The 13,307-nt window shown below is 64.6% G+C and carries 10 protein-coding genes and 1 pseudogene; 1 reads left to right on the forward strand and 10 read right to left on the reverse strand.

Going from position 1 to position 13,307, the window contains the following annotated elements; all coding sequences use genetic code 11:
- Positions 1-4: 4 nt before the first annotated feature.
- From darG to J6595_RS00595, 3 genes are all read right to left on the reverse strand, one after another.
- Positions 5-1,072 carry a type II toxin-antitoxin system antitoxin DNA ADP-ribosyl glycohydrolase DarG gene (gene darG / locus J6595_RS00585; RefSeq protein ID WP_209592487.1) on the reverse strand — a complete coding sequence of 356 codons (1,068 nt, stop codon included), beginning with the start codon at positions 1,070-1,072 and terminating at the stop codon, positions 5-7.
- Entirely contained in the window at positions 1,072-1,713 is a 642-nt protein-coding gene (darT, locus tag J6595_RS00590) for a type II toxin-antitoxin system toxin DNA ADP-ribosyl transferase DarT (RefSeq protein WP_209592488.1), read from the reverse strand. The genes darG and darT overlap by 1 nt, the downstream gene beginning before the upstream one ends.
- A 274-nt stretch (positions 1,714-1,987) precedes the next feature.
- Positions 1,988-2,254: a helix-turn-helix domain-containing protein gene (locus J6595_RS00595; protein WP_209592489.1), complete on the reverse strand. Its 267-nt coding sequence runs from the start codon at positions 2,252-2,254 to the stop codon at positions 1,988-1,990.
- Positions 2,255-2,917: 663 nt separating this feature from the next.
- Between J6595_RS00595 and J6595_RS00600 the strand changes: the two genes are divergently transcribed.
- Positions 2,918-3,874, forward strand: a complete 957-nt coding sequence (locus J6595_RS00600) for a glutaminase (RefSeq protein WP_209592490.1) — start codon at positions 2,918-2,920, stop codon at positions 3,872-3,874.
- 77 nt (positions 3,875-3,951) lie between these two features.
- Here the strand turns inward: J6595_RS00600 and J6595_RS00605 are convergent, their stop codons facing one another.
- From J6595_RS00605 to J6595_RS22905, 7 genes and pseudogenes are all read right to left on the reverse strand, one after another.
- Positions 3,952-4,374 carry a hypothetical protein gene (locus J6595_RS00605; RefSeq protein WP_209592491.1) on the reverse strand — a complete coding sequence of 141 codons (423 nt, stop codon included), beginning with the start codon at positions 4,372-4,374 and terminating at the stop codon, positions 3,952-3,954.
- Positions 4,375-4,470: 96 nt separating this feature from the next.
- Positions 4,471-5,166, reverse strand: coding sequence for a DUF502 domain-containing protein (locus J6595_RS00610; RefSeq protein WP_209592492.1), 696 nt, complete (start codon positions 5,164-5,166; stop codon positions 4,471-4,473).
- Positions 5,167-5,308: 142 nt separating this feature from the next.
- Positions 5,309-7,135 carry a glutamine--fructose-6-phosphate transaminase (isomerizing) gene (glmS, locus tag J6595_RS00615; RefSeq protein WP_209592493.1) on the reverse strand — a complete coding sequence of 609 codons (1,827 nt, stop codon included), beginning with the start codon at positions 7,133-7,135 and terminating at the stop codon, positions 5,309-5,311.
- Positions 7,136-7,264: 129 nt separating this feature from the next.
- The gene (gene glmU / locus J6595_RS00620; RefSeq protein WP_209592494.1) at positions 7,265-8,818 is read right to left on the reverse strand and encodes a bifunctional UDP-N-acetylglucosamine diphosphorylase/glucosamine-1-phosphate N-acetyltransferase GlmU; all 1,554 of its coding nucleotides are present in this window, start codon (positions 8,816-8,818) and stop codon (positions 7,265-7,267) included.
- An 87-nt stretch (positions 8,819-8,905) separates the two neighbouring features.
- Complete coding sequence (locus J6595_RS00625; protein ID WP_209592495.1) at positions 8,906-9,646, reverse strand: cytochrome c biogenesis CcdA family protein; 741 nt, start codon at positions 9,644-9,646, stop codon at positions 8,906-8,908.
- Positions 9,647-9,977: 331 nt separating this feature from the next.
- Positions 9,978-12,848: a valine--tRNA ligase gene (locus tag J6595_RS00630; protein ID WP_209592496.1), complete on the reverse strand. Its 2,871-nt coding sequence runs from the start codon at positions 12,846-12,848 to the stop codon at positions 9,978-9,980.
- A 134-nt stretch (positions 12,849-12,982) separates the two neighbouring features.
- Positions 12,983-13,186: pseudogene (locus tag J6595_RS22905) on the reverse strand (PopZ family protein); the annotation flags it as partial.
- Between the last annotated feature and the right edge of the window lie 121 nt (positions 13,187-13,307).

Genomic DNA, 13,307 nt, shown 5'->3' on the forward strand with positions numbered 1-13,307 from the left:
CCCGTCACCTGCCGTGAACCGTCAGCCGCCTCAGTGCGAGCGAGATGAGTCGCTCGTCGAAGAGATTGAGTTTCCGCTGGGCTGCCTGCTCGCCGCCATCCCAACTCCTAAGCGCTTCGCGGACAGCCGAGACCTCCGGTTTTGCGCCTTGCTTCAAGAGCCAGTCGACAGTCCCTAGAAGCTCCATGCCGAGCGGAGACTCAAAACCATCGATCATTCTGGCCGTCGCCTCCAAAGCGGCACGATAGGCCTTGCCTTCAATGGCAAGGTAAGTCGCAACTTTATCCTTCTTGGAGTCCTCGAACCAAATCACTTCGAAGGGGTCAGCATCCGCAATTCGCTTCGCACAGTGCAAATAGCTACCGTCGAGTCCATTGAGGAGGTGACCGAGCTTTAGGGCGTACGGCCCGTAGCGGTGCGCGCGAAAGTCTAAATTTAGGGGGTTTGCGGCGCCGGAAATTTCAATCTGGCGTTCGAGGAGATAGGCTAACTTCTGAATCTCCAGGAGGGTGCATTCGATGCCGAGGATCCAGTAGCGGCGAACGAGTTCGGCCACCAGTGCGCGGGCCGGGGTCAACCTCTCCACACCCGCGCGCTTCGCTACATTCTGATACGTTCCTGTGGGCTCGAAGACAATGACCTCGACGTCCGGAAGCGATCCGAGCGCCGTCTCGATCTTCGGACGAACGCGCGACCAATCGAGTCCACCGTTTCCACTTCCGAGGGGAGGCAGCGCAACCGAACGAACCTTATGCTCAACAAGGAAGCGCCGAAGGTCGTTCAATCCCTCTTCGATCCACTCCATCTTGGACGGGTGCCGCCAGTGCTTCTTGGTCGGAAAGTTCACGACCCAGCGCGGGCCATTCACAAAATCGGAGCGCTCAGTGACGAAGACCTTCCCGACCTCCACCTCGCCCTTTTTGCAGGCGGCGGAATACTCCCTGAAATTAGCAGGAAACGCCTCCTTGAACATCAAGGCAATACCCTTGCCCATCACACCGACCGTGTTGACCGTGTTAACGAGTGCCTCTGCCGGCGAATCAAGAAGGTTGCCTTGAGCGAAAGTGATCATCAGAAATACCAATTCGGGCTTTTGACCACACGCATTTTCAGTCCCCCTAGGTCGACCATCCTCTGGACGCCAGCCACCGTCTCGTCGTCGTAGCACATGATGCCGGCTAGAGCTTTACATGGCATGTTGCGGTGAACGAGCGCCTCCGCTTGGTACCGCTCAAATTTTCCTGGGTCGTCCGGGTCGCGCTTGAAGTCCCGGTTCCGCAGGATTGTCCAATCGATCTCGGTTAAGTCGCTCAGATCGGTGAAATACCGTGCCATTTGAAGATAGGCATGCCGGTCCGTGAAGACGAACGGCATGCCAAGTGCCTGCAAGTCCAGCAGCGAAGAAACGGCGATGACGATCTCGGAGTTGCTGCGCCGACGAATGCCTCCGTATCCCGTCTTAATGTTATACAACATCGGCGAAAAAGGCGTGAAATAGAACGGCACATAGTCGCTCAGCATGCCACCAGGTGGGCACGGCACCGGATGGTTCCGCCGCTTCCCGATCAGTTCCGCGTTCCCGATGGACACGTAATTTGGGTCCCGAATGTCCGAGTTGTCGCAATGCATGCCGTTGGCGAGGAGCCAACGCACGTTGTCCCGGTGAAGGATTCTGAAGATGAGGGCCTTTTCCTGGGATAGCTTTGCGGACATCAAACTACCGGGCTGACAAATCGGTAGCCGGCCGCGACAGATCTGGGTTACCCACGATGCACGAAACCAGCAGGTACGGCATCTCCGCCGCTGCTAGTGGTTAGCATGCTAGCCTCACTATTTCCAGCGCGCGAGTGGTTTGCACAGCTCTCTTGGACGCCACTTACCTTGATACAAACTCGAAGAAGAAACGAAGTAATACCGAGTTGTCCTTTCGCGGAGCATCCAGCTGGCCGACCATAGTGACTGGCGCCACGAGACAGACGCGGAAGCATCAAGCCACCCTTTTCCCCAGCAATCGCTCCGCCCTCCCCTCCGTATCGTCATAGACGAGATCGATCATCGTCAGCCCCAAGGCGTGCGGCTTCGTCCGGCGCTGCTGCCAGATGCGGAGCGTACTGGCCGGGACTTGAAGCGGCGCGGCAAAGTCGGCCTGGCTGACAGCAAGCCGGGCCCGCGCGGCCTTCAGCTTGGCTGCGTAGTCGAGCGGGGCGGCGGGAAACTCGCTCCAATCCGTGTTGTCGTCGCAGGTATCATCCATAGCGCTTCACCTCGCCTTCGTTCGCCTTCCAGACCGAGATCACCCGAAGACCGTCGTCGCGGAAAGTGTAGACGCATGGTGAGCCCTCCTCTCCGATCCGATTTGACGCCTCAGCCCGACAAACGGCCAAGGGGTAGCCCTGCCGGCGATGTCCCGGACGTTTCGCCTCGACTCTCCCGTGGAAGGACAGGCGCCGTCAACACCGCGTCGTCATTCTCGGGCTCCGTCCCGAGAATCTAGAGATCGTCGGGCGCGTTTCGTCTCAACCGCTAAAGTAGGAAGCCGCCGACCTTGCGGCATCCGCCCCTGGATTCTCGGGACGGGGCCCGAGAATGACGGCGCGGAATGAGTCGCGGCCGTCCTGCGTCGATGAAACGTTGTCTACCCGCTGCGTCTTGCGCAAGGCAGTGCGAGGCCCCCCTCTGCCTGCCGGCATCTCCCCCACGAGGGGGGAGATCAGGCGGTTTTGGCGACGGCGCTTTCCTGCGCATCGGCAATGTCGGAGCGTCTGCGCGTGGCCGCCGCGACGGCGCGTGGTCGATCTCCCCCCTTGTGGGGGAGATGCCCGGTAGGGCAGAGGGGGGTGAGCGACGCGTCGTCCTCGCCGGCGGAACAGGCCGAGGCGCGACGCCCGTCGCGCAACGATCCGAAGGGACACCGCCCATGCCCTCCCAAAGCCTCGAAACCGTCGTCGCCGAGATCGCCGCCGAGATGGCCGCGCGGCCCGATCGCGGGCAGGTGGCGACCTATATTCCGGAGCTCGGGCGGGTCGATCCGAACCAGTTCGCCATTGCCGTCGCGCTGCCCGACGGGTCGGTGGTCTGCGCAGGCGATTGCGCAACGTTCTTCTCGATCCAAAGCGTCTCGAAGGTGTTCACCCTCACCCTCGCCTTGGGTCTGGCAGGCGACCGGTTGTGGAACCGGGTCGGGCGCGAGCCTTCGGGGAGCCGGTTCAATTCGATCGTCCAGCTGGAGCATGAGCGCGGCATTCCGCGCAATCCCTTCATCAATGCCGGCGCCATCGCCATCACCGATTTGATCCTGTCCGGCCACAAGCCGCGCGAGGCGCTGGCGGAGATCCTGCGCTTCATGCAGTTCCTCGCCGATGACGACAGCGTCTATATCGACCAGGCGGTGGCGGCGTCGGAAGAGCGCACCGGCTTCAACAACCGGGCGCTGGCCAATTTCATGAAGGGGTTCGGCGTCATTGAGAACCCGGTCGAATACGTGCTCGGCGTCTATTTCCACCATTGCGCCATCGCCATGACCTGCCGCCAGCTCGCCAAGGCCGGAACCTTCCTCGCCCATCTCGGCAAGAACCCGGCAACGGGAAATTCCGTGGTCACGGCCGAGCGCGCCAAGCGCATCAACGCCGTCATGCTCACCTGCGGCCATTATGACGGTTCGGGCGAATTCGCCTACCGGGTCGGCCTGCCGGGCAAGAGCGGCGTCGGCGGCGGCATTCTGGCGGTGGTGCCGGGCAAGGCGTCGGTGGCCGTCTGGTCGCCGGGGCTCGACGCCTCGGGCAACTCCCATCTCGGTCGCATCGCGCTGGAACGGCTCACGGCCCGCATGGGCTGGTCGATCTTCGGGGCGCCGGCTGACATGGGCGTCGGGTAAAGTCCACTCCCGCCCGCACTACAGCATCTGGCCGGCCGGCTTATCGAAAACCGGATTCCACTTTTTCGCCCGGCGCTCTAATCGAAACTCTGGCCATTCCAGCGCACGGTCCCGCCGCCGCCGCCATGGGCATTGAGGAAGATCGCAGGGATGCGCCCAGACCGGACTTCGACATTGGCTCCGAGCATTTCGTGAACCTTCACCAGAAGGTCTCCACGTCGGATGAAAAAGAGCACCGAGCAGACCTGCATGCCGCAGGCGTTGCTTCGAGCCCGGCCGCAGTCGATCGCGTCGTGCGAGATGATCAGATCCGCGCGACCGTCACCGTTCAGGTCCCGTTCGATGACGCCCGCAGGATCGATGGAGCCGCGGCCGTTCTCACAGGCGCCGGCGATCTCCTCCTTCACCAGCCATTGCGCCGCCTTCGACCGCGCCAGAGCGTCCGGCATGGCGAAAGCGACGAGGGAAGCGACGAGGGCCGTGGCGAAATTGCGGAACATCGAGAGAGCCCGAACTGGCGGAGGTCAAGTTGGCCAATCTTAACCCAGGATTGCATGAACGCAAACCCACAAGTTCGGCGCGGCGCACCGGCACCGTCAGGCTGCCGGCTCGATCTCGCGTTCGCGGCGGTGGCGGGCCTCGACGAGCCGCGCCGCCTCGTCCAGCGAGACCTTGCCGCTCGGCTCGTCCGGCATGACGAGACCGGAGGAGACGACGAGCTTCAGGGCGTTCTCGATGCTCATGTCGAGGATCCTGAGGTCCTTGCGCGGCACGAAGAGCAGAAAGCCCGACGTCGGGTTGGGCGCCGGCGGCAGGAAGACGGCGATCATCTCGTCGGAATGGTCCGAGAGCTTCCTCGCCACTTCGCCCTTCGCATCCGTCGCGACGAGAACGATGCACCAGACGCCCTTGCGCGGATATTCCATCAGCGCGGCGGTCTTGAAGGAGGTGGAGCGGTCGGCGAGCACCGTCTCGAAGATCTGCTTCAGCGCCATGTAGACCGTGCGAACCAGCGGCGTGCGCGACAACAGACGCTCGCCCCAGCCGATGATGGTGCGGCCGATGATGTTGGCGGTGAGGAAGCCGATCAGCGTGATCAGGATCAGCGCGACGATGAGGCCGAAACCGGGAATGGCGAAGGGCAGGTATGAGTCCGGCCAGTAGCGCGCCGGGATGTAGGGTTTTACCCAGGAGTCCACCCAGCCCATGAAGGACCAGGTGATCCAGGCGGTGATCGCCAGGGGCGCGCAGACGATGAAGCCCGTCAGGAAGTAGTTTCGGAGCCGCATCATGCTTCAGGAAACCTTTCGACCCCAAGGCCGCAGAAAGCGGCGATCATCTCCGACTGGAATCTTTCAGGCCGAGCATCGTTCCGCCGGAAGGCGAAAGCAAGTCGTCATTCGCAGACGCAGCATAACCGATCGTCGATGACGATCATTCGACGGTGACGGATTTTGCCAGATTGCGCGGCTGATCGACGTCGGTGCCCATCTGGATCGCCGTGTGATAGGCGAGAAGCTGCAGCGGGATGGCATAGACGATCGGCGTCAGGATCTCGGCCATCTTCGGCAGGACGATGCAGCGCGAGCCTTCCACCGGGCCGTTCGCCGCGCCGCTCGCGTCGGTCAAAAGCACGATCTCGCCACCGCGCGCGGCGACCTCCTGGACGTTGGAGATGGTCTTTTCGAAGCTGCGGTCGTGGGGCGCGATGACCACCACCGGCATGGTGTCGTCGATCAGCGCGATCGGCCCATGCTTGAGCTCGCCGGCGGCATAGCCCTCGGCATGGATGTAGCTGATTTCCTTCAGCTTCAAGGCGCCTTCCATGGCCAGCGGGAACGAAAAGCCGCGGCCGAGGAACAAAGCGTGGCGCTTGGTCGCCATCTCGCGCGACAAAGCCTCGATCCGCTCTTCGGTGTGGATCGCTTCCCGGGCGAGCCTCGGCGCCTCGGCAAGCACCCGCGTCAGCTCCAGCTCTTCGTCGGCGTCGACGACGCCGCGATCGACGCCGGCGCGCACGGCAAGGCTTGCCAGCGCCATCAGCTGGCAGGTGAAGGCCTTGGTCGAGGCTACGCCGATCTCGGGACCGGCCAGCGTCGGCAGGACGACGTCGGCCTCCCGCGCCATGGTCGAGCCCTCGACATTGACGACGACGGCGGTCTTCAGGCCCTGAGACTTGGCGTAGCGCAGCGAGGCCAAGGTGTCGGCGGTCTCGCCGGACTGGGAGACGAAGATCGCCAGATCGACATCGCCGAGCGGGCTTTCGCGGTAGCGGAACTCGGAGGCGACGTCGAGATCGCAGGGAATGCGGGCATAGCGCTCGAAATAATAGCGGCCGACAAGGGCGGCGTAATAGCCGGTCCCGCAGGCCGACAAAGCGATGCGGCGGATCTTGGAGAAGTCGAGGTCCTGGCCCTTGGGCATCTTCGTGCGGCCGGTGGTCATGTCGACGAAGGCGCCGAGCGTGTGGGAGAGAACCTCCGGCTGCTCGTAGATCTCCTTCTGCATGAAGTGGCGGTAGTTGCCCTTGTCGACGTAGTGAGCCTTGCCGGTGGCGCGGATGATCGGGCGGTCGACCGGTTGTCCCTCGCCGTCCATGATCTCCGCGTCGCTGCCGGTCAGAACCACCCAGTCGCCGTCTTCCAGATAGCGAACCTCGTCGGTGAAGGGCGACAGGGCGATGGCGTCGGAGCCGAGGAACATCTCGCCTTCGCCGGCGCCGATGGCCAGAGGCGGGCCGTTGCGCGCGCCCATGATCGTTGCCGGCAGATCCTCGAAGATCACCGCCAGCGCATAGGCGCCGGTCACCCGCTCCAGCATCGCCTGCATGGCATGGCGGTGGGACAGGCCCTCCTTGCGCAGCTTAGCCAAAAGCTGGACGACGACCTCGGTGTCGGTCTGGGTCTCGAAGCTCACGCCCTCGGCGGCGAGCTCGCGCTTGATCTCGGCGAAGTTCTCGATGATGCCGTTGTGAACGACGCCGACCCCGCCGGAAAAGTGGGGATGGGCATTGCCTTCCGTCGGCGCGCCGTGGGTCGCCCAGCGTGTGTGGCCGATGCCCGTCGTGCCCGAGCGCGGCTCGGCCTTCAGCTTGTTCTGGAGATTGACGAGCTTGCCCTCGGCGCGAAGGCGGGTGAGCCGGCCGTCCTCGATGGTGGCGACACCGGCGGAATCGTAACCGCGATATTCCAGCCGCTTCAGGGCATCGACCAGCCTCTCGGCGACAGGGTCCCGGCTGACGATGCCGATGATTCCGCACATGGACTGATCTCCGTTGGCTCGGGAAGACGATGGGCCGCGACGACACCAGGTCGGTCGTGGCTTCGGCCCTAATATGTCGCTCTTAGCCCAGGTCGCTGGCGGGGCAGAATAACGATTGATGACTTGACGTTACGATTGCTTTTTCGCCGCCGGCGACGGTTTGGCGGCGGTTCTGGCCGGCCGCGACGGTTTTGCGGCAGATGCCGGCTTTGCAGCGCCCGCCGGCCTGTCGGCTTTGGCCGCCGCGGTGGCGGCCGTCGGCTTTGCCGCAGCTTTCGGCGCGGCCTTCACCGCCGGCTTCGCGTCCGCCTTTGCGGCTGGCTTCGGACCGTTCTTCCCGGCCTTGGCGGCGCGGTTGCGCTCGTTGATCTGGCGGCCGCGATCCTCCTTGTTCACCTGCCGCTCGCGAGCGATGGCGAGAGCCCCGGCCGGCACGTCGTCGGTGATCACGCTGCCAGTGCCGACATAGGCACCGTCGCCGATCGTGACGGGGGCGACGAGAGAGCTGTCGGACCCGATGAAGGCATCGGCGCCGATCGTGGTGCGATGCTTCAGCGCACCGTCGTAATTGCAGGTGATGGTGCCGGCGCCGACATTGGTGCGGGCGCCGATCTCGGCATCGCCGATATAGCTGAGATGATTGACCTTGGCGCCCTTGCCGAGCGTGGCGTTCTTGACCTCGCAGAAATTGCCGACCTTGGAGCCGGCCTGTAGGTCGGTGCCCTCGCGCAGCCGGGCGAAGGGGCCGACCGAGACGCCGGGAGCGATCGTTGCGCCGGTGAGGTGCGAGAAGGCGTGGATCACCGCCCCTTCCCCCACGCTGACGCCCGGCCCGAAGACGACGTTCGGCTCGATGGTCACGTCCCGGCCGAGGGTGGTATCGTGGGCGAAGACCACCGAGGCCGGGTCGATCAGCGTCACGCCCTCCTCGATCATCGCGTGGCGGCGGCGCAGTTCCTGCCAGGTCGCCTCGACGGCGGCGAGTTCGGCGCGGTTGTTGACACCTGCCACCTCGAAGGGCTCGGCCTCGATGGCGCGCACCTTCAGGCCCTCGCGGCGGGCGATCTCGACGGCGTCGGTGAGGTAGTATTCGCCCTTGGCGTTGTCGTTGCCGATGGCATCGAGGATCGCCAGCGCCTTGTCGCCGGCCAGCGCCATGACGCCGGCATTGCAGAAGTCGATCGCGCGCTCGGCGTCGCTGGCGTCCTTGTCCTCGCGAATGGCCAATAGCTCGCCGTCACGCTCCAGAAGACGCCCGTAGCCGGCGGGATTTGCAGGGCGGAAACCGATGACGCAGATGTCGGTGCCGGCGATCAGCGAGGCGCGGGCTCTTGCCAGGGTTTGCGGCCGGATCAGCGGGGTATCGGCGAAGAGCACGAGAATGTCGTCGGCGCCCGCCTCGATCGCGGCGCGAGCGGCGAGAACCGCATGGCCGGTGCCGAGGCGCTCTTCCTGCACGAAATGGTCGGCATCGTCGCGATCCTTCCGCACGGCGGCAATCACCGCCTCGCTGTCACGGCCGGAGACGACCGCGATCCTGTCCGATCCCGCCTTGCCGGCAGCGGCGACGACATGACGGACCATGGCAAGCCCCGCCACCTCGTGCAGCACCTTGACGCGGGCGGATTTCATCCGCGTGCCCTCGCCCGCGGCGAGGATGATCGACAGGCAGCGTCTTGCCATGAAAGCCTCTGAACACTTCAACGGTGAATGTCGCCGCCGCTTAGCATGAAGCGCAGCGAAAACGCGAGCAGGGCCGCCCGCTATGGTTCATCCGATGGTCTGGAGCGCCGGGAAGGTCTCGAGCAGCCAGAAGGACATCGACTGCATCCCGCCGGTGAGAAACAGGACGCCGGTGACGACGAGAAGCCCGCCCATGGCTTTTTCGACCATGCCGAGATGGCGGCGAAAGCCGCTCAGCCAGCGCAGGAAGGCGCCGGAAAAGGCGGCGGCGAGGATGAAGGGGATGCCGAGTCCGGCCGAATAGAAGGCCAGCATCGTCGCGCCCTCGCCGACCGTGCCTTTTGCCCCGGCAAGACCGAGGATGGCGCCGAGCACCGGCCCGATGCAGGGCGTCCAGCCGAAGGCGAAGGCAAGGCCCATCAGATAGGCGCCGACGAGGCTTCGCGGCTTGTCCGGCGCCTGCAGCCGGGCTTCGCGGGAGAGGAAGGACAGGCGGAAGACACCGAGGAAATTCAGGCCCATGACGATGATGGCAATGCCGGCGACGATGCCGAGCCAGTCGAGATTCTGGCGCAGGAAGAGGCCGATGGAGCTGGCGCCGGCGCCAAGCGCGACAAAGACGGTGGAAAACCCCAGGACGAAGATCACCGCCGAGCCGATCAGCCGCGCAAAGCCGGTCGAGGCGACGGCCGGGCCGGACTTCAGGTCGTCGGCCGAAACGCCGGCCATGTAGCAGAGATAGGGTGGGACGAGCGGCAGGACGCAGGGCGACAGGAACGAGAGGGCTCCGGCCAAGACTGCCGTCGGGTATGTGAGATCTGCGACCAAGACTCATGCCCTTCGTTCGGTGGCTCGGCTGGAAGGCGGCAAGATTTTCGCCCTTTCGACCTGCATTGGGCGTGGACGAAGCGAAGACGATAGCGCCGAGGCACCCCCCTCTGCCCTGCCGGGCATCTCCCCCACAAGGGGGGAGATCAGGCCGTCATCGACCGCCCCGCCCGACTTGCAGCTTCATCAGGCTTGCTGCGCCATCGACGAAACAGCCGCCCGACGTCGACGCTAGCGCCAAGTGATCTCCCCCTTGTGGGGGAGATGCCCGAAGGGCAGAGGGGGGTGCCCCGCCAGCTCTGGTCACGGCGTTGAAAAGCCTGACTATAACTCACCCCAAGCTCTTCAATGCCGCGTCCAGCTTCTCCGCCTCGACCCGGTAGCCCTCGCGTTTCTCGCGTTCCTGCTCGACGATCTCGTCGGGCGCGTTGGCGACGAAGCGCTCGTTGGAGAGCTTCTTGTCGATGCGGCCGATCTCGTCTTCGGCCTTCCTCTTCGCCTTGGTCAGACGCGCGCGCTCGGCCTCGACATCGATCATGCCGGCGAGCGGCAATGCGAAGGTCGCACCGGCGACGATCACCTGCGCCGACTGGGCCGGCGCCGAAGCGGCCGTCGAAACGTCGCCGAGCCGTGCCAGGCGGCGCAGCTGCAGGTCGTGGCGCTTCAGCCGGGCTTCTGTCTCGGGATCGGGCGCGACCGCGACGAGGGAGGCTTCCGCCCCCGGCGGAACGTTCATCTCGGCGCGGATCGAGCGGATCTCCGAGACCAGCGTGACCAGCCAGTTGATGTCGCTCGCAGCTTCCGGATCGGCGAAGTCGAGCGACGGCCACGCCGTGTGGCAGAGCAGCGTTTCGCGGCCCTTGTCGCCGGCAGTCACCTGCCAGAGCTCTTCCGTCATGAAGGGCATGAAGGGGTGAAGCAGCGCGAAGACCTGATCGAGCACGAAGCCGGTGACGTGACGAACCTCGTCCGCCGCGTCTTTGTCCTCGCCATTGAGGGTCGGCTTGGAAAGCTCGACATACCAGTCGCAGAAGAGGTTCCAGACGAAGCGGTAGATGGCGCTCGCCGCATCGTTGAAGCGATAGCCGGCCAGCGCCTCGTCGGTCTCGGCGATGGTGCGCGACAGTTCGGTGACGATCCAGCGGTTGATCGGCTGGGTCAAGCTCGACGGGCTGAGCGCTGCGCCATGCACCGCGCCGTTCATCTCGGCAAAGCGCGTGGCGTTCCACAGCTTGGTGCCGAAGTTGCGATAGCCGGCGATGCGCTGCGGGTCGAGCTTCACGTCGCGGCCCTGGGCCGCCATGATGGCGAGGGTGAAGCGCAGGGCGTCGGCGCCATACTCGCCGATGAGGTCGAGCGGGTCGATGACGTTGCCCTTCGACTTCGACATCTTGGCGCCGGACTTGTCGCGCACCAGCGCATGGACATAGACCGTCTCGAACGGCTCGCGCTCCATGAATTCGAGGCCCATCATCATCATCCGGGCGACCCAGAAGAAGATGATGTCGAAGCCGGTGACGAGAGCGGACGTCGGATAGTAGGTCGATAGTTCCTTCGTCTCGTCGGGCCAGCCGAGTGTCGAAAAGGGCCACAGCGCCGAGGAAAACCAGGTGTCGAGGACGTCCTCGTCCCTTGTCAGGAAGCCGTCGCGCTTTTGCGGATCGGCCGCCATTTCGCGGGCTTCCTCGTCGGTGATCGTTTCGTTGACGACGTAGTGCGACAGGGCGGCGGCGACGGCCTCCTCCTCGCTCTTTTCGACGAAGATCGAGCCGTCCGGGCCGTACCAGGCCGGAATGCGATGGCCCCACCAGAGCTGGCGCGAGATGCACCAGGGCTCGATGTTCTCCATCCACTGGTAGTAGGTCTTCGACCAGTTCTCCGGCACGAACTTCGTCCGCCCCTCGCGCACCGAGGCAATCGCCGGTTCGGCCAGCGTCTTGGCGTCGGCGAACCACTGGTCCGTCAGCATCGGCTCGACGACGACACCTGAACGATCCCCGAAGGGCTGCATGATCTTCTTGTCCTCGACCATGATCATCAGGCCGTCCGCGTCGATCTCCGCGACGACCTTCTCGCGTGCCGCGAAGCGGTCGAGGCCGCGATAGTCGTCCGGCACGAGATTGATGTCGTCGACGACGGAGGAATCCGGCGTCTCGCCGGAGGTCACGATCTCCGCCGCGCGGGCCGCCGCCTCGGCGTAAGCCTCGCCATCGGCGCGCATCGCGCCCTTCTCGTCCATCAGACGGTAGCAGGGAATGTCGTTGCGCCGCGCGACCTGATAATCGTTGAAGTCATGGGCACCGGTGATCTTCACCGCGCCCGAGCCGAAAGTCATGTCGGGATATTCGTCGGTGATGATCGGGATCAGCCGGCGGTGCTCCTTCGGCCCGACCGGGATCTCGCAGAGCTTGCCGACGATCGGCGCATAGCGCGCGTCGTCCGGGTGGACGGCGACGGCACCGTCGCCGAGCATCGTCTCGGGGCGCGTCGTGGCAATGGAAATGTAATCCCGCGTCTCGCGCAGGGTCTCGTTGCCGTCGGCGTCCTTCTCGACATACTCATACGTCTCGCCGCCGGCCAGCGGATATTTGAAGTGCCACATATGGCCGTCGATCTCGCGGTTCTCGACCTCGAGATCGGAGATCGCGGTCTCGAACTTCGGGTCCCAGTTGACGAGACGCTTGTCCTTGTAGATCAGGCCTTTGCGGTAGAGCTCGACGAAGACGTGGAGGACCGCCTTCGACAGGCCCCCGTCCATGGTGAAGCGCTCGCGCGACCAGTCGCAGGAGGCGCCGAGGCGCCTGAGCTGGCCGAGGATCGTGCCGCCGCTTTCGCCCTTCCACTCCCAGACCTTGTCGATGAAGGCCTCGCGGCCGAGCTCGCGGCGGGTGACGTTCGCCCCCGACGCCGCCATCTGTCGTTCGACGACCATCTGCGTGGCGATGCCGGCATGGTCGAGGCCCGGCTGCCAGAGGACGTTCTTTCCGCGCATGCGCTGGGTGCGCACGAGAATGTCCTGCAGCGTGTTGTTCAGCGCGTGCCCCATGTGGAGCGAGCCGGTGACGTTGGGCGGCGGGATGACGATCGAATAGGGCTCGGCGCCCTCTTTTGCCCCGGCGCCGGCCTTGAAGGCCCCGGCCTCCTCCCAGCGGGAGGCGATCCGCGGCTCGATGGCGGCGGCGTCATATGTCTTTTCGATCATCGAATGTCCAGAAAGCGATTACGCGTTGCTCTCCGGTTAGCCACCCGAGATGGAGGCTGTCAACGCGAAGCGGGGCGAGCACCACCCGGCGCCCGCCCCGCTTCGATGAATTCGGCGTGTGAATTTGTCTCTGCTCAGCGTTTGCTGCCGCGGGCGATCCGCTCGATTTCCTCGCGCACGAGGCTCTCGACCAGACGCGGGAGATTTTCGTCGAGCCATTCCTGCAGCATCGGGCGCATCACCTCGCGCACGATCGCGTCGACGTCCGAGAGATGTTCGTCGCGGATGGCCGAGGCGAGATCTGAAAAGGACGCAGCCACCCTTTCGCCCGCCTCTTGCGAAATCAGCGCATGGGCGACCCGCATCCCCTCGTCGAGCGGACCGGCAACGGGCTTGTCGTCAGGCTCCTGATCGAAAGCCGCCGAGAGAACGTCGAAGCGGGCCTGCGGGGTGACTTCG

The sequence above is a fragment of the Jiella mangrovi genome (assembly GCF_017815135.1).
Classification (GTDB): Bacteria; Pseudomonadota; Alphaproteobacteria; order Rhizobiales; family Rhizobiaceae; genus Jiella; species Jiella mangrovi.